The organism is Methylobacterium sp. 142-1Y (assembly GCF_057747795.1).
On the sequence record NZ_CM173224.1, the window covers coordinates 4,775,740 to 4,796,762 of the forward strand.

Annotated in this window: 13 protein-coding genes, 3 tRNA genes and 1 pseudogene; 9 read left to right on the top strand and 8 right to left on the bottom strand. The window is 70.4% G+C overall.

From position 1 onward, the window contains the following. Nucleotides 1–249: 249 nt before the first annotated feature. A complete protein-coding gene (locus AC3AOF_RS21900) occupies nucleotides 250–1,023 on the top strand; it encodes an SDR family NAD(P)-dependent oxidoreductase (protein ID WP_488346479.1) in 774 nt (257 codons plus the stop codon). A gap of 29 nt (nucleotides 1,024–1,052) precedes the next feature. Then, nucleotides 1,053–1,901 (top strand): formyltransferase family protein, encoded by an 849-nt coding sequence (locus AC3AOF_RS21905; RefSeq protein ID WP_488346480.1) that lies wholly within the window; start codon nucleotides 1,053–1,055, stop codon nucleotides 1,899–1,901. A gap of 127 nt (nucleotides 1,902–2,028) precedes the next feature. On the opposite strand, the gene AC3AOF_RS21910 is transcribed toward AC3AOF_RS21905, so the two are convergent. The 5 genes from AC3AOF_RS21910 to AC3AOF_RS21930 all read right to left on the bottom strand — a co-directional run bounded on the left by AC3AOF_RS21910 (nucleotide 2,029) and on the right by AC3AOF_RS21930 (nucleotide 15,201). After that, the gene (locus AC3AOF_RS21910; RefSeq protein ID WP_236988883.1) at nucleotides 2,029–3,399 is read right to left on the bottom strand and encodes an aminotransferase class I/II-fold pyridoxal phosphate-dependent enzyme; all 1,371 of its coding nucleotides are present in this window, start codon (nucleotides 3,397–3,399) and stop codon (nucleotides 2,029–2,031) included. Beyond that, nucleotides 3,396–10,841, bottom strand: a complete 7,446-nt coding sequence (locus AC3AOF_RS21915) for an SDR family NAD(P)-dependent oxidoreductase (RefSeq protein WP_488346481.1) — start codon at nucleotides 10,839–10,841, stop codon at nucleotides 3,396–3,398. Before AC3AOF_RS21915 ends, AC3AOF_RS21910 begins: the two co-directional genes overlap by 4 nt. Nucleotides 10,842–11,313: 472 nt before the next feature. Further along, entirely contained in the window at nucleotides 11,314–11,550 is a 237-nt protein-coding gene (locus tag AC3AOF_RS21920; RefSeq protein ID WP_048426071.1) for an Lrp/AsnC ligand binding domain-containing protein, read from the bottom strand. A gap of 113 nt (nucleotides 11,551–11,663) precedes the next feature. Beyond that, entirely contained in the window at nucleotides 11,664–12,968 is a 1,305-nt protein-coding gene (locus AC3AOF_RS21925) for a UDP-glucose dehydrogenase family protein (RefSeq protein ID WP_488346482.1), read from the bottom strand. A gap of 85 nt (nucleotides 12,969–13,053) precedes the next feature. Next, nucleotides 13,054–15,201, bottom strand: a complete 2,148-nt coding sequence (locus AC3AOF_RS21930) for a glycosyltransferase family 2 protein (protein WP_236992698.1) — start codon at nucleotides 15,199–15,201, stop codon at nucleotides 13,054–13,056. A gap of 181 nt (nucleotides 15,202–15,382) precedes the next feature. Between AC3AOF_RS21930 and AC3AOF_RS21935 the strand changes: the two genes are divergently transcribed. Then, nucleotides 15,383–16,414, top strand: coding sequence for a WcbI family polysaccharide biosynthesis putative acetyltransferase (locus AC3AOF_RS21935; protein ID WP_488346483.1), 1,032 nt, complete (start codon nucleotides 15,383–15,385; stop codon nucleotides 16,412–16,414). Nucleotides 16,415–16,611: 197 nt separating this feature from the next. Here the strand turns inward: AC3AOF_RS21935 and AC3AOF_RS21940 are convergent, their stop codons facing one another. After that, entirely contained in the window at nucleotides 16,612–17,790 is a 1,179-nt protein-coding gene (locus tag AC3AOF_RS21940; RefSeq protein WP_488346484.1) for a hypothetical protein, read from the bottom strand. Nucleotides 17,791–17,941: 151 nt separating this feature from the next. Next, nucleotides 17,942–18,067 (bottom strand): annotated as a pseudogene (locus AC3AOF_RS21945) (hypothetical protein); the annotation flags it as partial. Between the two features lie 142 nt (nucleotides 18,068–18,209). On the opposite strand from AC3AOF_RS21945, the gene AC3AOF_RS21950 reads away from it, so the two are divergent. The 3 genes from AC3AOF_RS21950 (at nucleotide 18,210) to AC3AOF_RS21960 (ending at nucleotide 18,755) form a co-directional block, all read left to right on the top strand. Beyond that, nucleotides 18,210–18,284, top strand: a tRNA-Val gene (locus tag AC3AOF_RS21950). 151 nt (nucleotides 18,285–18,435) lie between these two features. Further along, nucleotides 18,436–18,510 (top strand) — tRNA-Val (locus tag AC3AOF_RS21955). A 38-nt stretch (nucleotides 18,511–18,548) separates the two neighbouring features. Then, entirely contained in the window at nucleotides 18,549–18,755 is a 207-nt protein-coding gene (locus AC3AOF_RS21960) for a hypothetical protein (RefSeq protein WP_236988877.1), read from the top strand. 558 nt (nucleotides 18,756–19,313) lie between these two features. Here the strand turns inward: AC3AOF_RS21960 and AC3AOF_RS21965 are convergent. Next, nucleotides 19,314–19,387 (bottom strand) — tRNA-Gln (locus AC3AOF_RS21965). A 476-nt stretch (nucleotides 19,388–19,863) separates the two neighbouring features. On the opposite strand from AC3AOF_RS21965, the gene AC3AOF_RS21970 reads away from it, so the two are divergent. The 3 genes from AC3AOF_RS21970 to AC3AOF_RS21980 are packed head-to-tail and all read left to right on the top strand — an operon-like array spanning nucleotide 19,864 to nucleotide 20,988. Next, the gene (locus AC3AOF_RS21970) at nucleotides 19,864–20,382 is read left to right on the top strand and encodes a Ros/MucR family transcriptional regulator (protein ID WP_236988876.1); all 519 of its coding nucleotides are present in this window, start codon (nucleotides 19,864–19,866) and stop codon (nucleotides 20,380–20,382) included. A 1-nt stretch (nucleotide 20,383) separates the two neighbouring features. Continuing rightward, complete coding sequence (locus AC3AOF_RS21975; RefSeq protein WP_236988875.1) at nucleotides 20,384–20,530, top strand: hypothetical protein; 147 nt, start codon at nucleotides 20,384–20,386, stop codon at nucleotides 20,528–20,530. After that, a complete protein-coding gene (locus AC3AOF_RS21980) occupies nucleotides 20,518–20,988 on the top strand; it encodes a lysozyme inhibitor LprI family protein (RefSeq protein WP_236988874.1) in 471 nt (156 codons plus the stop codon). Before AC3AOF_RS21975 ends, AC3AOF_RS21980 begins: the two co-directional genes overlap by 13 nt. The last annotated feature ends 35 nt before the right edge of the window (nucleotides 20,989–21,023 follow it).

Below are 21,023 nucleotides of genomic sequence, written 5' to 3' on the forward strand. Positions count from 1 at the left end.
AGCCCTGCCCGCCCAGGCGATGCAACCCGGAGCAGGCGCCGTTCCACATCGCTCCGGCCCCGTCAAGCACGCGCCCTGCGTGCGAGAGACCGGGCCTCGATGGGTGGGGCCCTGTCCTGCACTGGTTTTCGTTAAAGTCGATCTGATTTTCCGGTCACGCAGCTCACGGATTTTTTCGCGCTCGACGAGGGCCGCCGTGCTACAGGCGCGGGCCGTGCCGCCGCGTGATCGATCCCCGGAGACCCGTCCTTGCCCGTCATCCTGATCACCGGCGCCTCGAGCGGCATCGGCGCGGCGCTGGCGCAGCATTACGCCGCCCCCGGCACCACCCTGGTGCTGAACGCACGGGGCGCGGAGCGCCTGGAGGCGGTGGCCGATCTCTGCCGCCGCAAGGGCGCCGCGGTCGAGACCCGGCCCCTCGACGTGCGCGACCGGGAGGGGGTGCGGGCCTGGATCGGCGATGTGGCCGGGCGCCTCGGCCTCGATCTCGTCATCGCCAATGCGGGGGTCAATGGCGGCCATCCGGAGGGCGGGCTGGAGACTGAGGAGACCGCCTTCCTGGTCCTCGACGTCAACCTGATGGGCGCCCTCAACGTGGCGCTGCCGGCGGTCGCCCTCATGGCCGCGCGGGGCCAGGGCCAGATCGCCCTGATCTCCTCGCTCGCGGCCTACGCGCCGCTGCCCGACGCGCCCGCCTATAGCGGCACCAAGGCGGCGCTCCTCGCCCACGGCTTGGCGCTGCGCGAGAAGCTGGCGCCGCAGGGCGTGCGGATGAACGTGGTCTGCCCCGGCTACGTGAAGACAGCCATGGGCGCCGATTACGAGGGCTGGCGCCCGCTCGAGATGAGCGCCGAGGCGGCGGCCAGGCGCATCGCCAGGGGGTTGGCCCGCGACGAGGCGGTGGTCGCCTTCCCGGGCCTGCTCGCCGCGGCGGCGCGGGGCGCCGCCTTGATCCCGGAATCCTGGCGCCGCCTCGGCATGCGCGGCTTCAGCTTCCGGATGAGCGAGCGCCAGCAGCGCTGACCCTGACGGTTATGGAGACGTGAAGTCCGGTGCGGATCGCCCTGTTCACCCTCGAAGCCCTGCCCAATGCCCGGGCGGTGCGCCGCTTCGTCGCCGACAACGCCGCGCGGATCGCCTTCGTCGGCCTGTCCGACCCCGAGCGACCGAGCACCGGCGGGCTCACCGGCCAGGTGCGGCGCCACCTGATGCGCTCCGGGCCCGGCTTCCTGCCTTACCTGGCGGTGAATTTCGGCCTGCCCGACCTCGTCCGGGGGCTCGCTCCCGCAACGCAGGCGCTGTCGGGCAGCCGCGACGTGCCGGAGGCGACGCCGCTGCGCACCCTGTGCCGGCGCCTCGGCCTGCCGCACGCCACCATCACCGACGTGAACGGACCGGCGACGACCGGGCTCTTGCGGGAGCACGGGGCCGACCTGATCCTGTCGTTCCATTTCGACCAGATCTTCGACGCCGCGACCCTGGCGGCGGCCCCGAAGGGCGGGCTCAACGTCCATCCCTCGCTGCTGCCGCGCCACCGCGGCCCGGTGCCGACGCTGCACGCGTTGCTGGAGGACAGGCCGGATTTCGGCGTCACGGTGCACCGGCTGGCCCCGGCGATCGATGCCGGCGGGATCCTGGCGCAGGCGCCGGTGACTTTGCCCGAGGGCGTCACCGCCTCGCGGGCGGCGATCCTGCTGCACGAGGCCGGGCGGCCGCTGCTGGAGGGCGTGCTGGCCGAGGCCGAGCGGGCGGGTGCATTGCCGGAAGGGCGGAGCGTCCCGGTCCTGCCCTATTGCGGCTTCCCGACGCCGGCGCAGCTGCGCGACTTGAAGCGGCGGGGGAGGAGACTCGTCGATGCGGGGGATTTGAGAGAGGCCTTGAGCCTGTCGCTCAAGCCGTAGGAATTTTCTCGGGACTTACGTCCCAGCATTCGTCCCGCCCATGACTTCATCCGGTGGAAGAGAGAAGACCGCAGCCTTCATCACCCCGGGTTCTGCTACGCATCCCCGGGGCGACATGACGGCCCTCTCACGCCCGCCGCGACATCAGCCGCTCGACCAGCGACCCGCCCTGATTCAGCTCGTCGAGCTCGTCCGCCAGCACCGTCACGGTCTCGCGGATCTGCTCGGGGCTATGCTCCGAGGTGATGAAGAAGCGGAGGCGCGACGAGCGCTCCGGCACCGCCGGATGGATGATCGGCTGCACGTTGATGCCGCGCTTGAACAGCCGGTCGGACAGGGTCACCGCCTTCAGCGAATCGCCGAGGATCACCGGCACCACGGCGAGGCCGAGGCTGGTGCCGGTATCGAGGCCGCGCTCGCGGGCGGTGGCGAGGAAGAGCGCGCCGTTGCGGCGCAGTCGCGCCACCCGCTCGGGCTCCCGTCGCATCAGCGCCAGCGAGGCGGTGGCGGCAGCGGCGAGCGGCGGCGACAGGCCGACCGAGTAGACGAAGCCGCCGGCGGTGCACTTCAGAAGCTCGATCAGAGCGCCGGCCCCCGCGACGTAGCCGCCGCAGGAGGACAGCGTCTTCGAGAGCGTGCCCATCCAGATGTCGACGCTGCCGGGAGGCACGTCGCAATGCTCGTGCAGGCCGTGGCCATCCTTCCCCAGCACGCCGAGACCGTGGGCGTCGTCGACCATCAGCCAGGCGCCGTAGCGCTCCTTGAGGGCGACGAATCCGGCGAGGTCGGGGGCGTCCCCGTCCATGCTGTAGAGGCCCTCGATCACGATCAGCGCCCGGCGATGCTCGTGGCGCGTGGCGTGCAGCAGCGATTCCAGCGCCTGGAGGTCGTTATGGGCGAAGCTGCGGCGCTGGGCGCCCGACAGCTGCGCGCCGGTGACCACCGAATTGTGGATCAGGGCGTCGTGGTAGATCACGTCGCCAGGCTCCAGCAGGGCCGCGATGGTCGCCACGTTGGTGGCGTGCCCGCTCACCATCACCACGCAGGCCTCGGTGCCGTAATGCGCGGCGATCGCCTTCTCGAGGACGAGATGGCCCGGGCGCTCGCCGGCGACGATCCGGCTCGCCGAGGCCGAGGTGCCGTACTCGGCGAGCGCGCTTTGCGCCGCCGCGTTCACCTCCGGATGGCCGTTGAGACCGAGGTAGTCGTAGGACGAGAAATTGGTGAAGGTCCGCCCCTCGATCCGCGTCGTCGCGCCGGCCTTGGCGTCGTGGACGCGGAAGAACGGGTTGCCGAGGCCGATCAGGTCGGCTGCCGAGCGCTGGAGCTTCAGCTCCTTGTAGGCCGGCAGGCTGTCGAAGCTCTGGGCCTGGGCCAGAGCCGGCTTGGGCGCCGGCCGGACCGGGGCGGGGCGGGAGGGAGCCTTGCCGAGGCGGGCGGCGACGAAGCCCGCCAGGGCCTCGCGCCCGCCCGCGCCGTGGGAGGATCCGCTGCTCATTGGGTGATGACCTTGATGTCCTGGCTGTTCTTCTCGACCAGCGCCTGGAGGGATTGCAGCGCCTCGGCATCGGCCGACTCGACCCCGCCGTGGCGCTGCGACAGGCTGACCACCGCCGCCGCGCTCTCGTCGACCGGGGCCGCCACCGACTGGATCAGGGTGTCGGCGAGTTCGGTCACGGTCTGGCCGCTCGACACACCGGAGGGCGGCGCGTCGAGGCCGAAGCGCTCCTGCAGACTCGCGCCGAGCTCGACGCCCATCAGCGAGTCGAGGCCGATCTCCGAGAGCTGGCGCACGCGGCTGATGTCGTCCTTCGGCAGGCGCAGGATGCGGGCGATGTCCTCCACGATGGCATCCGCCACGGTCTTGCGGACGTCGTCGAGGTCGTGGGCGCGGAGCAAGCCGGCGATGCTGATCGCGACCTGGCCGCCGGCCTCCGCCTGCTGCTCCGAGCCGAGGCTGGCGTAGCTGGGCGAGCGCAGGGTGGCGAGGCGCTCGCGGGCCTTGCCCCAGTGCATCGCCGCGATGGCGATCACCGCGTCGTCGGGCGCCGTGCCCTGCACGCCCAGCGCCTCGGCCATCAGGTCGAGGGACTTGCGGGCATCGACCGGGGTCACCCCGACGCGGCCGGCGAGGGTCTCCATCACCGCCTTGTTGCGGGCGAGCACCCCGACATCGCCGATGGCGCCCCAGGCCACCGCCAGGGCCGGCAGGCCGAGGCGGCGGCGCTGGCGGGCCAGACCCTCCATGAAGCCGTTGGCGGCGACGTAGGAGCCCTGGCCCGGATTGCCGATGAAGGTCGTGGCCGAGGAGAACAGCACGAAGTAGTCGAGCGCCCGGTCGCGGGTCAGCGCGTCGAGATGGCCGGCGCCGATCACCTTGGGGGCGATCACCGCCTCCAGCGCCGCCGGATCGAGGTTCGCAATCAGGCCGTCCTGCAGCACCATCGCGCCGTGGATGATGCCGGCAAGCTTCACGCCCTTGGCTTCCACCCGCTCCAGCAGGCGCTGGACCGAGGCGCGGTCGGTGATGTCGCAGGATTCCACCTGGACGGCGACGCCGCGGGCCTTGAGCTCGGCGATGGTCGAGAGCGCCGGTTCGCCGGTCGGCGCCTTGCGGCCGACGAGGGCGATGTGGCGCGCACCACGCTCGGCGAGCCAGCGCGCCGCCTCGATGCCGAAGCCTCCTAAGCCCCCGGTGACGAGGTGGACGCGGTCGGGCGCCACCACGAAGGGCTTCGTCGTCTCGGCCAGGATCGTGCCGGCCTTCGGCGGCGCGATCACGATCTTCCCGATGTGACCCGATTGTTGCATCAGCCGGAACGCGTCCGACACCTCTTCCGCGGCGAAGGGCTGATAGGGCAGCGCCTTCAGGCTGCCGTCGGTGAACAGAGCCATCACCTCGCGGAACAGCCGCTTGCCCTCGTCGGGCTGGAACTGGAGCAGCTGGTCGAGGTCGACGCCGAAATAGGACAGGTTCCGACGGAATGGCCGCAGGCCGATATGGGTGTTGGCGACGTAGTCGCGCTTGCCCAGTTCGACGAAGCGCCCGAAGGGCTTCAACGCATTGAGGCTGCGCTCCATCGCCTCGCCGAACAGGCTGTTGAGCACCACGTCGACACCGTCGCCGGTGATGCGGCGGATGTCGTCGACGAAGGCGAGCGAGCGGGAATCGAGCACATGCTCGGCGCCGAGCGCCTTGACGAGCGCACGCTTCTCGTTCGAGCCCGCGGTGGCGATGACCCGGGCGCCGCGCATCCGGGCGATCTGGAGTGCCGCGAGGCCGACGCCGCCGGCGCCGCCATGGACCAGCACCCACTCGCCGGCCTTGAGGCGGGCGAGCGTCACGAGGCCGTAGAAGGCGGTGAGGAAGGCCACCGGCGTGGTGGCGGCGGCCTCGGAGGACAGCCCCTGGGGTGCTGCCGCCACGACCATCTCGGGCACCACGATGTGGGTCGAGAAGCCCGACTGGGCGAAGGCCACCACCCGGTCGCCGGGCTTGAAGGCGGTCACGCCCGCACCCACCGCGGCGACGCGGCCGGCGCATTCGAGGCCGAGCCGCGGGCCGGCAAAGCCGTCCTCGAGGATTTCCTCGGGCAGCATCGACAGGGCCCAGAGCACGTCGCGGAAGTTGAGGCCGGTGGCCTCGACCGCGATCTCGATCTGGCCGGGACCGGGCGCGACGCGCTCGGCCGGGCCCCAATGCATCTCGTTGAGGCCGCCCGTGGTGCTGCGTTCGAGCCGCGCGGCCGGGGCCGCCGGACCGGAGCGCCGGGCGGAGCGCGCGCCTTGCGAGAAGCGCACCACGCGGGTGGCGTCGTCGTCGACCACGATCTCGGTCTCGGGCGTGCCGGACAGGATCAGGTCGCGCAGGCGCTCGGCGGCGCGCTTCGAGGAGATCGCCGTCGACAGGTCGATGCGGCGCACGTCGAGGGAGGCCACTTCGTTGGCAAGCGTCCGGGTGAAGGCCCAGATGCCGGCCTCGACGCCGCAGGCGAGCCCGCCGCGGTCGCGGGTGGCGCCGGGGCAGACGACCCAGAGCCGGGTCGGACGTGTGCCGAGATGCTCGACGCAGCGCTTGAGCCCGAGGCAACGCTCGCGCAGCCGCTCGGCCGGCTCGCCGCCGCGGTTGAAGGCACCGGCGAGATAGACCACCGTGTCGGGCGTCTCGCGCTCCAGCTCGCGCAAGGAGGCCTCGGAATCGAGGATGATCGAGACGTGGACCCCGCTCGCCACGAGCAGCGTGGCGAGCGACGACGCGGTCTCGGCCGCGAACTCGTCCTCCGAGCCGATGACGAAGGCGAAGGTCTGGCCGGCCGCCGCCTTCGGCCGCGGCGGGGCTTCCGCCAGCAGCAGGAGATCGTTGCCGTTGCGGGTGACGGCGCGGTCCGCCGCGACCTTGACGAGGCCGACGGCGCTCAAGGAGCGCTGCCAGCCCGCCACGTCGTCGAGGCGGCCGACCGGCACGTCGCCGTGGGACTCGAACCAGCCGGCATCGAGGCCGAACACCATGTCGCGGAACAGCGAGGCGCCGGGCTCGACCGCCGCGAACAGGCCGCCGGCCGCGAGGCTCGACGCCAGGGGACTGAGGAGGTCGCGGGAGGCGCGGTGGAGCACGTCGCTCGCCAGTACCGCGTCGAAGGCGGCGTGGCCGAGGGCCGCCGGATCCTCGACGATCGTGACGCCGGCGGGCAGGGCGAGGCGGGCGCGCTCGGCGAGACGCCGGTCGGCCTCGAACACCGTCAGGCGCGCCTCGTTGAGGCCGGCGAAGGTCGCGACCTGGGCCGAGAGCGGGCCGAACCCGACCTGGAGCAGGCGGAGCGCCCGGTCGCGGGGCAGCGACGCGACGCTGTCGTCAAGGAGCCGCATCACCGTGTCGGCCGAGGCCCGGACGGTGGCGCCGCGCAACGAGAAGGCGTCGAGCGCCGCCTGCGGCAGGGACGGCGCGTCGGCGAGGGAGCCGGCCAGCACCCGCGAGACCACGGCGCCGAGATCGGCGCAGAGCAGGAGTTCCGCCGACAGCTCCGGATGATCCGCCGCGATCCAGCGCATGATCTCGTCGGGCTCGGGCAGCGTCACGTCGGCGCGTAGGCGCCAGCGCCCGTCGCCCGCGGCATCGGCGAGACCGCTGACCTCCAGCGCCAGGAGCTGGTTGACGAGCCAGGGGCGAAGCGCCGCCGGCAGCCGGCGCGAGGCCGCGACGTCGACGACGCTGCCGACCGCGAGGCCGCGGGCGAGCCGGTCGGCGAGCGAGGTCGCCCAGCCTTCGAGCAGCATGTGACCGGCGCCGAGTGCCGCCTCGCCGGTGGCGGTGACCGAACCGGCCTGGCGACGGACCAGGGCCGCGACGGCCGGCTGCGGCTCCAGCGCGATCGCCGTCGGCTCGGTGGCGAGTTCGGTGAACTGGCGGATCGCGAAGGCGTCGAGGTCGTTGCCGCCCTTCATCCGCAGGGCCTGGAACCGGCCCTCGCGCAGTGTGGCGATCACCTCGCCGGCCTCGTCCACCAGGGTGAAGTCGGCCAGGATGCTGCGCTCGTTGCAGCGCCGGGTGCGGATCACCGCCCGGGCGATCGCCGCGCCGGGACGCACGAGCCGTATCTCGCCGAAGCGGATCGGCACGTAGGCCCGGCTCGCCGCCTCGCCGAGAAGGTCGGCGAAGAGCAGGATCAGGCCGTGGAAGCAGGAATCCAGGCGCGCCGGCACCACGCCGTAGCGGGCATGGGCCTCGGCGGGCACGAGATCGGAGACGATGGTGGCATCGTCGAGCCGGGCCGAGCGGGCGACCTGGCGGAAGGACGGGCCGAAGCCGAGGCCGGAGGCCTTGGCGCGGGCATAGAGCGCCTCGCCGTCGACCGTGGTCTCGGAGGGCAGGGCGGCCATGTCGCGGCCGGTCAGGCGCGGCGGCAGCGGCGTCTCGCCCTCGACCAGCTTGGCGACGGCGTGGAGCTGCCAGGGCGCCTGGCTCAGGCGCGGCCGGGACAGGATCTGCACCAGGTTGGCGCCGGGCGAGAAGCGGCACAGCACCTCGCGCACCGCCTCCTCGGCGAAGACCATCGGCTGCTGGATCTCGAGATCCGCCAGCGTCACGCTCTCCGAGCGCACGATCTCGCGGCCGACCGCCAAAGCCATCTCGGCGAAGCCCGCACCGGGCAGGATCGCCTGGCCGTCGATGCGGTGGTCGTCGAGTTCCGGCACCGTCGCGACGTCGAGATGGGCGAGCCATTCCAGCCCGTCCGGCCCCTGGCGGGCGCCGATCAGCGGATGGTAGGGCCGGGCGCTCGCCGGGTTCACCGCCTCGGTGGTCTCAGGCAGGCGGAAGACCTTGCGCTGCCAGGGGTAGTGCGGCAGCGCCACGCTGCCCGCCGGATCGGCGCCGAAGGCGACCGCCTCGTCGATCGCGGCACCGGCGGCGAGCGCCGCCGCCAGCGCGCGGCGGAACGGGTCGGCCTCCAGGGTCTTCTTCGGCAACACGCCGACGGTGGCGCCGTCGAGGCCGAGCGGCTCGAGGCAGTCGCCGATATGCGGCAGCAGGGTCGGGCGCGGGCCGACCTCGACGAAAATCCGGGCACCGGCTTGCGCCGCGGCCTGGACCGCCGCGCTGAACCGCACCGGCTCGCGGATGTTGCGCCACCAGTAGCCGGCGTCGAAGGCGGTGCCGTCGAGCACGTCGCCGGTCACCGTCGAGGCGAGCGGCACGGTGCCGGCGGAGGGCTTGAGCCCGGCGAGGTCGCGCCGCAGCGGCGCCTCGATCGGGTCCATCAGCCGGCCGTGGAAGGCGTAGTCGAGGTCGAGCTTTCGGCCGCGGCGGCGCTTGCGCGCCAGCGCCTTCATGGCGGCGTCGATCGCCGCCACGGGACCCGCCACCGTCACGGCCTTCGGGCTGTTATAGGCGGCGATATCCAGTTCGGGGTAATCGGCGAGGAAGGTCTGCACCTCCTCGACGGGGGCGAGCAGCACCGCCATGGTGCCGAGCCCGCGGGTCGCCTCCTGGTGCTTCGAGCGGTAGAAGATGACCTTCACCGCCTGTTCGAGCGTCAGGATGCCGGCGGCCTCCGCCGCGCCGATCTCGCCGACCGAGTGGCCGACGATCGCGGTCGGCGTCAGGCCGACGGCCTTGAGCGCCGCGGTGGAGGCGGCCTCGATCGCGAAGATCAGCGGCTGCGACACGCTGGTCAGCGCGAGGCGCTTCTCCAGGTCGTCGGCGAAGAGCGCGTCCTTCAGCGACCAGCCGGCGAGCGGCTTGAACAGCGCATCGGCCTCGTCGAAGCGGGCGCGGAAGACCGGGTTGAGGGCATAGGCGTCCCGGCCCATCCCGGCCCACTGGCTGCCGTTGCCCGAATACACGAAGGCGACGCCGCCGGCACGCTCGACCGCATTGGCGACGACCGCCGCGGGACTCTCCTCACCCTCGGCGATGGCCCGCAGGGCCTCGGTCACGGCTTCCGCATCGAGGTCGCGCAGCGGGATCGCGGCGCGGACCGGCAGGCGCTCGCGGCGATGCGCCGCCGCCGCCGCGACGCGGGCGATCTCGGCCGCATCCGCGCCGTCGAGGCGGGTCGCGTAATCCTGGGCGAGGTCGGCGAGCGCCGCCTTGGTCTGGGCCGAGACCAGCAGCACCTCCGGTGCCGGCTGCGCCGAGGCCGCGGCGACCGCGACCGGCGCCGGGTCGGTCAGGATGACGTGGGCGTTTGTGCCGCCGAAGCCGAACGAGTTGACGCCGGCAAAGCGCGCCTGGCCGGTACGGGGCAGGGGCAGCAGCGTACGGTTGACCGCGAGGTTCAGCTCGTCGAACGGGATCGCCGGGTTGAGCTCGGCGCTGTGCAGCGAGGGCGGCAGCAGGTCGTGCTCCAGCGCCAGGCTGGCCTTGAGCAGGCCGGCGAGGCCGGAGACCGGCTCGGTATGGCCGATATTGGTCTTGATCGAGCCGATCGGCAGGGGCGTCGCGCGGCCGCGGCCGAGCTTGCCGCCGATGGCGCCGGCCTCGATCGGGTCGCCGACGGGAGTGCCGGTGCCGTGCGCCTCCATGAAGGTGATCGCGTCGAGGGCGACCCCGGCCTCGCGGTAGATCTCCTCCAGCAGGGCTCCTTGTGCGTAGCCCGACGGCAGGGAAATGCCGGTGGTGCGCCCGTCCGAATTGACCTTCGAGGCGGCGATCACGCCGCGCACCGTCGACCCGTTGCGGGCGGCGGCGGCGGCTGATTGCAGCACCAGGACGACGCCGCCTTCGGCGCGCACGTAGCCGTCGGCGCTGGCCGAGAAGGCCTGGCACAGGCCGGTGCGCGACAGCATCGAGGCGTTGGAGAACGACACGAAGTTGAACGGGCTGACCAGCAGGTTGACGCCCGCCACCACCGCCGTGTCGATCCGCCCCGAGGCGATCGCCGCGACCGCGGCGTCCAGCGCGACGAGGGACGACGAGCAGGCGGTGTCGAGGGTGAAGCTCGGCCCCTTCAGGTCGAAGATGTAGGAGATGCGGTTCGACAGGATCGACAGCGTGTTGCCGGTCGCCGCGTAGGCGTCGCCCGAGGCGGTGTCGAGCACGCGCAGGTTGCCGTAATCGAGCGAGGACGCGCCCACGAACACGCCGATCGGGCTGCCGGCCACCGCCGACGGCCGCAGGCCCGCGCTCTCCAGGGCTTCCCAGGTCAGTTCCAGCAGCAGGCGCTGCTGCGGGTCCATCTGCTCGGCCTCGCGAGGGGAGATGCCGAACACGGACGGGTCGAACGACCACGGATCGTCGATGACGCCCGCAGCCCAGGTGTAGCTCTTGCCGCGCTCCTGCGCCCGGGGGTGGCCCATGCGCTCCAGGGACCACCGGTCCTCCGGGATGCGCGAGACGGCGCACCGTCCCTCGATGAGCATCTGCCAGAGGCTGTCGACGCCGGAGGCGCCCGGAAGCCGGCAGGCCCGACCGATGATCGCGATGTCAGGACGCTGTGTCACGTTCGATTCGCTACACGCTCATTTACGGAGGACCGGACGCGGCGGCGCCGCACCCGGGCATTCAACCCAACCCATAGTATGAGGGCCGCGCCGCGCCAACCCCGGAACGGCGCGGGCCATCCCGAAGAAGCAAGACTTGGTCCAAGTGTGACATCCCTTCATCAGTCAAAGTCCTGCCGCACGACCAGGCACAAAGCCCTTACACGCGACACAACACTGTCATTGAGAAGATTTGCCAGACCCCGCACACCATCCGATCGAGCTTGACGCGACCCGGGCCGGACCGGGGCGCGCCAGATGCGTTAGACCCGATGAATCGGGTCGCATTGGGGCAGACCGGCGCGGGCACCGCCCGCGCTCGAGCACGGCCCGATCGCGTCGCAATCGGGCCGTGCTCCAGGTCTTTGATTTTTCCGCATTTTCCGCGACGAACCGGTCTCCGCGCCGTCGGACAATGCTCCAGCGGTTGCGGTCAGAATGCCTTGAAGGTGATGATGGTGCGGGTATCCTGGATATCCGCGATGGTCTGCACATGCTCGGCCACGAAATGCCCGATATCCACCCCGTCATCGACGTGGAACTTGGCCAGGACGTCGTAATGACCAGCGGTGGAATAGATCTCGGAAGCGATCTCGCGATCGGCCAGAGCGCTAGCCACGGTATAGGTCTTGCCCAGGCGGCACTTGATCTCGACGAAGAAGGTCTGCATCGGCGGGCTCCCGGCGATCGGTGGAACGGGTATCGGAAAAACTCTCGACGGCGTAGCACGCCGTCTGATGACCGCGACGGAAACGCTGCGCCATCCCGGGCTCAACTCGCAGGTCAGGGCCGGCCGACGCTGGCATAGGTGAAGCCGTGCCGGCGGGCATCCTCGGGCCGATAGACGTTGCGCAGGTCGACCAGCACCGGCTCGGCCATTGCGCCGTGCAAGCGCTTGAGATCGAGGGCCCGGAACGCGTCCCATTCGGTCACGATCACGAGAGCGTGCGCCCCGGCCGCGCAGGCGTAAGGATCGGCGGCGTACTCGACCTCGGCCAGCAGCGGGCGGGACTGCTCCACGCCCTCCGGGTCGTAGGCCACGATCCTGGCGCCGGCATCCTGCAGGCCGGTGATGATCGACAGGGACGGCGCCTCGCGCATGTCGTCGGTGTTCGGCTTGAAGGTGAGGCCGAGCACCGCGATCCGCTTTCCCCGCACCGATCCGCCGCAAGCCGCCACGACCTTGCGGGCCATGGCGCGCTTGCGGCTGTCGTTGACCGCCACCACCGTCTCGACGAGCCGCACCGGGCTGCCTGCATCCTGCGCGGTCTTGACCAGTGCCAGCGTGTCCTTCGGGAAGCACGAGCCGCCGTAGCCGGGACCGGCATGCAGGAACTTGCGGCCGATGCGGTTGTCGAGCCCGATGCCGCGGGCGACCTCCTGCACGTCGGCGCCGACCTGCTCGCAGAGATCCGCGATCTCGTTGATGAAGGTGATCTTGGTGGCGAGGAAGGCGTTGGCCGCGTACTTGGTCAGCTCGGCGGTGCGCCGGCTCGTCACCAGGATCGGCGCATGGTTGAGGTAGAGCGGGCGGTAGAGCTCGCTCACCACCGCCGCGGCGTTCGGGTCGTCGGCGCCGATGACGATACGGTCGGGGCGCTTGAAATCGGAGATCGCCGCGCCCTCGCGCAGGAATTCCGGGTTCGAGGCGACCGCGATGGCGATGTCCGGCCGGGCCTCGCGGACGATGCGCTCGACCTCGTCGCCGGTGCCGACCGGCACGGTGGACTTGGTGACGACGACGGTCGGCCCGGTCACGGCGGCCGCGATGTCGCGGGCGGCCTGGTAGACGTAAGTCAGGTCGGCGAAGCCGTCGCCGCGGCGCGACGGTGTGCCGACGGCGATGAACACCGCGTCGGCCCCGGCGACCGCCTGGGCGAGGTTCGTGGTGAAGGTCAGGCGCTCCTGCCGCACGTTCTCGGCGACGAGCGCGTCGAGGCCGGGCTCGTAGATCGGGATGCGGCCGTCCTTGAGGGCGGTAATCTTCTCCGGCGCGGTGTCGACGCACACGACCGTATGGCCGAAATCCGCGAAGCACGCCCCCGAGACCAGGCCGACATAGCCCGCTCCCACCATCGCAACGCGCATCTCACGTCCTCCCGGCAGCCGCGCGGCCCGGCGCCCGCGGGCACCGCTGTAGCGTTGCAGTGCAAAACGAGCAACGGCCGGGCGGTCACCAGAGCCGGAACAGCGCCTTCGCCCGGGCGAGGTTGGGGTTATAATAGGGGTCGTTGCGCAGTTCGGGCCCCCAGCGCTCGGTCATGGTGGCGACCTCGGCCTCGAAGCGGGCGCGCTTCTCGGGCGTGTCCTCCTTGCCGCGGCTCTTCGATTCGTGGTGCGTCAGGGCGGCGTGCGGCGTCCAGATCACGCGGTAGCCGGCCTTGCGCACCCGCAGGCACAGATCGATGTCGTTGAAGGCCACGGCGAGGCGCTCGGCATCGAAGCGGCCGACCGCCTCGAACACCTCCCGCCGCATCATCAGGCAGGCGCCGGTCACCGCCGAGACCTCCTGGGCGATCACCATGCGGCCGAAATAGCCCGGATCGTCGGGCCCGATATCCGGGTGGCTGTGGCCGGCCACGCCACCCACGCCCAGGACCACGCCGCCATGCTGGAGGGTCCCGTCCGGATAGGACAGCTTGGCGCCGACCGCGCCGACCCCGGCCTCGACCGCGATCGAGGCCATCTCGGTCATCCAGCCCGGTTCGCGCACCTCGATGTCGTTGTTGAGGAACAGGAGCAGCGGCCCGCTCGCAACTGCGGCGCCGTCGTTCGACAGCCCCGAGAAGTTGAACGGGCCGGGGCGCGCCAGGACCCGCACCCGCCCGTCGGTCGCGGCCTTCCGGAGCAGCGCCGTGGCCGAGGGCTCGGTGCTGCCGTTGTCGACCACCACGACCTCGATGTCGGGATAATCGGTCTTCGTCAGCAACCCGTCGAGGACCACGCGCAGCAACTCGGCCCGGTCCTTCGTCGGGATCACCACCGAGACGCGGGGGGCCGGATCGGGGAGCGCCCGCACCAGCCGGTTGAAGCCGAGCGGGCCGCGCTCGACCCGGTGCGGCCAGCCGCGCCGCGCCACCAGCTCCTCCAGCGCCCGCAGCCGCGCCGCCTCGGCCCGGGCGAGGAACGCATCCGAGAAGGTGCCGGAACCGATCGCGGTGCGCCAATGATAGAGGATCACCGGCAGGTGGCGCACCCGGGCAGGATCGAGCCGGTCGCTCAGGCGCAGGAGCAGGTCGTGGTCCTGGCTGCCCTCGAAGCCGGGGCGCAAGGCCCCCACCGCCTCGACCAGGCTGCGGCGCACCACCGTCAGGTGGTTGAGGTAGTTCTGGCCGTAGAGGAGCTCGGGGTTCCAGTCGCCCTTGAAGTGGGGCTCGAAGCGCCGCCCCTCGGCGTCGATCTTGTCCTCGTCGCTGTAGATCAGGTCGAGGTCCGGCTCGCGCCGGATCGCCTTCGCCACTTCGTAGAGGGCGTGGGCCGGCAGCACGTCGTCGTGGTCCATGAAGGCGACGTAGGCGCCCCGCGCCAGCCCCAGCGCCGTGTTGGTGGCGGCCGCGATGTGGCCGTTCTCGGGCCGGCGCTCGACCCGGATGCGGGGATCCTCGGCCGCCGCCCGGGCGAGCAGGCGCGGCACCGCCGGATCGGTCGAGGCGTCGTCGGCGATGCACAATTCCCAATGCGGGTAGAGCTGCGCGCGGACCGAGCGCAGAGCCTCCTCCAGCACCTTGGGCCCCGGATTGTAGACCGGCATCACCACCGAGATCAGCGGCACGTCGCGCCACTGCGCCACTTCGGCGGCGATCCGGACGCGGTCGGCCTCGCTCAACGTGTCGAAGTGGCGGACCCAGGTGTCGTAACCCGTGAGTCCCGGCGGCACGAGGGCGCGGGCGAGGCGGTGCTGCGAGCGCACCCTCTTGCCGACCGCGCGCCAGAACAGCGCCTGACCGGTGAGGACGGGCCGGCGCAGGGCCGCCCGGCCGACCAGCGCGAGGCGGCTCCTCACCGTGACGGTGAACTCGGCGATGCTCAAAGCCGCCTCGCCGAGCATCGGCGTCAGCGTCAGGGCGGTGGTGCCGGCGGGCAGCCGCCCGAGCCAGGTGAAACGCCCGTGGCCGAAGGCGCGCTCGGACAGGCTGGTGGCTTCCGGCCCCTCCGGCCCGTCGACGACGGCCGTCAGTTCGACCCGGCTGAAGGCGCCATGGTTCTCGTCCTTGAAGGCGATCGACACCCAGCGCCCGCCGATCCCGAGATCCGCCACGTCGAGGCTCAAGCCCTCGGCGCCGAACTCGAGCTTGAGGCGGGAAAAGTCCCGCGCGACCATGCGCCCGCGCCCGAGACGGAGAGCGGCGCGCAAGGGATGAGGGGGCACGGAAGGGGAAGGGGTCTGGGCTGTCACCTGTCCTCGCGCCTCTGGCCGCCACCCGGGCGGCAGCGCCATCATCACCAATGAAATCAATTGGTTAGATCGATCCGTATGGCGGCCCGTGTAGCAGGGGGGCGGCGTGGCTGGCAAGAGTCCATCCCCGCGCCTGCCGGGAGCACGGGATCGCCGGATGTCCGACCGGGCGACCGGATCGCGTGTCGGGCCGGACTCGCGCGCCTCCTGTCGAGACCGCGCCTCTCCCGCTGCCTCGACACAGGCCTCGTTCCCTACCGCCGGACCGTCGTGCTACACGCTGGGTTCTCACACGAGGATATCCGCGGTGGAGATGACGGAACCTCGTCTGGCCTCCCGGGGCGAATCAGATCGAAATTTGGCGAAGCTCGGCTATCGGTTCGGCACGACATTCAGTGGTTTTTCCCGACATCTGAAATTTTTGGAGGCGAAGAATGAAAATTGCATTTTTGGGAATTGTCAGCTCGCCGCCGTATCACATTACATAAGTATTGTTTGCGAAAATTGCGAATCGATCCATGCTAGCGACAACGTAAGAAATGGAGACTTTCTAGGAGCAGGAGAAATTTATAAACATCTGCAATCATCCGATATCATTGCTTGTCAGCATCTGGATGAGACGCATGGGCTGTTGTCGACACACCAACTAAGATCAAATTTTCCGCAGAAACCAATCATTACCGCACCTTATATATTCATCTCCGGCATAACCATCATTGGTTACGCGCCGATGTCTCCCAAATTTTCATATGGAGAAATTTACGGGCACGAAGAAATTGCAAAAATTCTCGATCGAACCGAGAGCGCAGCGGCCGTCATCGCAGAAATCGAGAACGGAAACGATCTTGGAAGCGTCGGTCGATTTCACGACTGTATCGACCAGCTGATAGTGAAAGAAAAATCCCTCGACGTGACCATCTCCGGCCTGATGCGCGAGTCGTATCAGGCTGAATTTCTTATGATAACGCACAATCACCCAACAAACTTTATGTTTGTAAATATAATAGAGCAGATTTTAAAAATCATCGGCACTCCGCACGATGATCGCCGTCTCCAATCTTTGGTAAAAATCGATAATCAGCTGATATATACGGGAGCACCCTACATTCCTCAAGACATCCATCGCCTCGGTATCTAATTCGGGTTTCATACAGACTGGAAAGAGAAGATTTCCCACCTCGTCGACATGATGATTCGCTCCCGTCACGGAGACGATGTTGCACCTTCCATCTTCGGAGGGATCCGTCTCCCGGATGCCGTCTCCGTCTAGACGCGCATTGAGGCGGCATCGACGGGTTGCGCCTGAGGCCTGCGGGGAACGCCATTCGATGACGCTCACCCTTCGAGACAAGGGCAGATGATCGGCCGGATGCGGCCCTGCCGGCGCCACGTCCCCTCGTGGCGCCACAGGCGGCCGGCGCACCGGAGCACCGAGTCGATCGACGCGAGATCGGTGACCATGAGGTCGAAATCGGGGTCGAGGGAGCCCTCGGCGACCTGGGGCGACCAGCACCCGGCCGCGCCGACGGCGCGGCGCCAGCTCGTCACCAGCCTGGCCTTGGCGGCGGAGGGCAGGGTGGCGGAGAGGATCACGGTGGTGCCGCCGCCGGCGGCGTGGACGGTGACGAGTTCGGCGCTCACATAGGCGTCGTAGGCATGGGCCTCGTCGACGATCAGCACCTTGCCGGCGAGGTCGGCGAGGCGGACCGTGCCGTAGCGGTTCGGCAGCACGGCCGGCACCACCTGGTCGATGGTGCCGATTCCGAGATTCGGCGAGCGGCGCTCTCCGGCGAGCCAGGCCTTGGCGACGGCGCCCGACTCCGACTCCTGGCCCCGGATTCGGACTCCGCAAACCCCTCGGCGGCGGCGCGGAAGCGCGGGTGCAGGTCGGCGCGGACGTGGGCCAGGGCGAGGGACGGGCGCGCCTTCGGCGTAGAGGCCCCCGGCGAGGGGCATGATCCGGTCGACCTTGGCGTTGGCGGTCGCGGTGGTGGGCAGGGCCAGGTAGAGGCCGTCGGCCCGGCCGGCGGCGAGGAGGCGATGGGCGAGCATCAGGGCCGCCCCGGTCTGGCCGCGCCCGGTCACGTCCTCGATCAGGGTCAGGAGCGGCCCGTCCGGCAAGAACACGCTCTCGAACACGCTCTCGGCCCAGGTCTGGATCGCAGTCGGTGCGTAGGGCAGGCGCGTCAGTGCCGCAAAGGTGCGGCGCGGGCCGGGACGCGCCGGGACCAGGCCGGCCGCGCGCAAAGCCGCCTCGGCCCGGCTGCAGACCTCGTCCCAATAGGCGGGGAGGTGGGCCTCCGGCGCGGCGCAGGGAAACCAGGCCGGGTTGGAGCCGATCCAATCGGCGAGCGGCCAGCTCGCCCTTTGGGCGGCCGGGTTCCGGGTGTGGGACGTTCCGGCGCCGGCAACAGCGCCTCCACGGCCACCCAGTAGGCGAGAGCGGCCTCGGCGGAAGCCGGCGGGTAAGTGGGGGCGCCAGTCCTCCGGCTGCCAGATCTCCGGGATCGTCACCGGGCGGCCGTGATGCCCGAGGATCGGCTGCAGCAGGCAGCAGGCCCGCCGCCGGATGGCCGGGATCGATGAGGCGCGGTGACGGCGGCGGCCGGTGCGTGGGGAAGAACGCCGGCACCTTGGCCTGGAACGCGACCGAGACCTTGCCGATGTCGCGCAAGGCTTGCAGGTGCAGCCACCAGGCGTCGAAGGCCGGAACCTCGAGCCCGAGCCCCGCCGCCAGGGCCCGGGCCGCCCGGGGCCGCGCCCGCAACAGCGCCCGGCGGGCGACGGCCATGTCGGGGCCGTGGGCCCGGGCCGGGTGAACGGCATGCGAGAGCCGGCAATGGAAAACTGCGTTGCCGCAGGAACCCGCTTGTCACCCGCCGCAACTGCCTCTATACGCCCTCTCACACCGGAGCCGCCAAACGCGGCGCCGAGGGCGCGTAGCTCAGCGGGAGAGCACTACGTTGACATCGTAGGGGTCACAGGTTCGATCCCTGTCGCGCCCACCATTGCCACTCCGGAATGTCAGGGTTTTCCCTCGGAGCGGCGCCGGACCGAATGGTCCGGAGTGTCTATATAATGCCAGATGGCGCCTCGGTTTCGAAGGTTGCCGGAACAGGTCCCGAGGCGATTGCGTCATGCGTCGCCAAGCCGGTTGATGGGCGCGTAGCTCAGCGGGAGAGCACTACGTTGACATCGTAGGGGTCACAGGTTCGATCCCTGTCGCGCCCACCATCATCCCCCTTCTCCTTCGCCAGATTCGGATGCCCCCCATGACCGATCAGGATGTGGGCGTCGCCTTCGCCACCCTGGCCACCGCGCTCGCGGTCGCGCTGCACAAGCAGGGCGTCGCCGACGGCGAAAAGCTGCTGGCCGAGACCGTCGGCACCCTCGAAGCCGTGCTGCAGGACGATGATCCGGACACGGCACGGGCGATCCTTTCGGCTTGCGCCCGCTCGCTGCGCGCGGCCGTGGGCTGACGGCCCGCGGTCACGCCGAGCACTCACCCGCTCCCGCCCGTCCATCCGCCTCGTCGGCGGGGCTCCCGCGCCCTGCATCCGCGCCGAGGCCGACGTGAGACTTACGTCGGCCGGCATGGATGCGGGACGCTGCCGGAGCGATCGTCGAACGCCTCGCTCTCACACGGACCGGGCCGGCTGCCGACAAGGCATGCGGCGAGGCCGCGCATCGCACCGCTCCACGCCGGTCAACAAGACTCGGGGCGAGCCAAGGACGGCACTGTCCTCCGGCCCGGAACCTCAAGGACCGCTCACTCCCGGCGACCGCTCATCCAAGGAATATATTCATATCCAGCGAGCGTCCGTCGACCATGTCGAACCGCCGACCCCGGACGGCACGGCGATCCTCGTGGCCGCGTCCGACGACGGAGGGAACCACGACCCCGGCGTAAGGCACAATCGTCCGGTCCGCGCTGCGGCGCCCATCACATGACGGGCAGCCACCATTGCAAGACCCGCCCGTGACGGCCGCACGCAAGAAAAAACCCGCCAAGTCATCGACTTGACGGGCAAAACGGTTGGCTGGGGGACGTGGATTCGAACCACGACTAACGGAGTCAGAGTCCGCTGTTCTACCGTTAAACTATCCCCCATCGAGGTATTGAGCGCCGTGGACCAGAGGAGAGCTCCGTCTGTCCAGGGTGGCGCGTCACCGCCTCGGGTGCGGTGCTGATAGGCTGGTTCGCCGAACCGGTCAAGGCCTTCTTGCAGGGCGATCGCGAAAGGGTGGAGGACGCAGGGTCGGATGCCAGCCGTGGGGGATCAGACCATGCCGGGGCGATTGCCGGAAAGGTTTCGGCGCGCCGGCGCCCGGCCGTGCCGGTCTCCTTGTCAGGACGGGAAGGCTGATGTGGGGCGGAGGCGGTGCAACAGGCCGGCCGTGCGGCACGTGACTCGCGGTGCAACCGGCGACGGCAGGGAGAAGACCGGTCGGACGAAACCACACCTCGCCCGCGATACACAGGTTTTCCTTGAAGATCGCATGGTTGCACTTGATGGCGGCGCGCTTTGTCCGATATGCCTGGACGACTCGGAACGAACCGGGTTGCTCAGATCGGGATGGAACCTCGTGTCGGACGTCAACCTGGAGCAGCAGTCTGAGTTCGTCGGCCTCGCGGCCGACATCGTCTCGTCCTATGTCGCGAACAACAATCTTCAGGCAGCGGAATTGCCGGCACTGATCGCGTCGGTGCACGCCTCGCTGGCGGCGCTCGGCCAGCCGGCAGCGCCGGCGGTCGAGGAGATAAGGGCGACCCCGGCGCAAATCCGCAAGTCGGTCACGCCCGACCACCTGATCAGTTTCCTGGACGGCAAGTCCTACCGCTCGCTCAAGCGCCATCTCACGTCGCAGGGCCTGACGCCGGCGGATTACCGGCAGAAATTCGGCCTGCCGCACGATTACCCGATGGTCGCGGCGAGCTACGCCGCCCAGCGCTCGGCCCTGGCCAAGAGCCTCGGCCTCGGGCAGCGCCGGCGGGACGCCGCAGTGCCTCAGGAAGCGGCCGAGGCGCCGCCCCCCGCCTTGCCCGAGGCCCCGGAGGAGAAGCCCGCCCCGCGCCGCCGCGCGCGCAAAGCTGCGGCCGAGTAGGATGGAACTGGTCAATCCCTGGCGGCATGCGCGCGGACGCCGCCGGCCGTCGCGCGAGCAGGTGCTGCTGCTCCTGACCGGAGCGGCGATCGCGGCGCTCGGCATCGCGCTGGCCGGCGGCGACTGGCTGGGGCCATGGCTCGGATGAAGCCCGACCTGTGCGCGGCGGGCCTCGCGCTCGTCCTCGCGGCCGTCCCTGCCGCGGCGGTTCCGGCGGCCGCCCCCGCGGACAAGCCGGTCTCCGCGGCGGCGGCGATCCGGGCCTGTACCGGCAAGGATCTGCCGGAATACCGGAAGGGCGCGTGCCTGGAGGAGGCCGTCACGACGCTGCGCGGGCGGCTCGGGACCCTGGTGGAGCGCAAGCTCGCCACGATCGCGGCGGTCGCCACACGGGCGCCGAGCCCCGGCAGCCTCGCCGGCCGCGAGGATGCGGAGAACTGGCGCAAGGCCTTTCTCGCCGCGCAAGGCGCCTGGGAGGAGTATGCCCGGCGCCACTGCGACAGTCTCTACGATTTCGACTATCATGGCGGCTCGGCGGCGGGACAGCTCGCCTCGTCGTGCAAGATCCGGCTCCTCGCGGCACGGATCGACGAGTTGCGGGAATGATACCGTGAGTCAGCGAAGGAAGCGCCGGGAGGGCC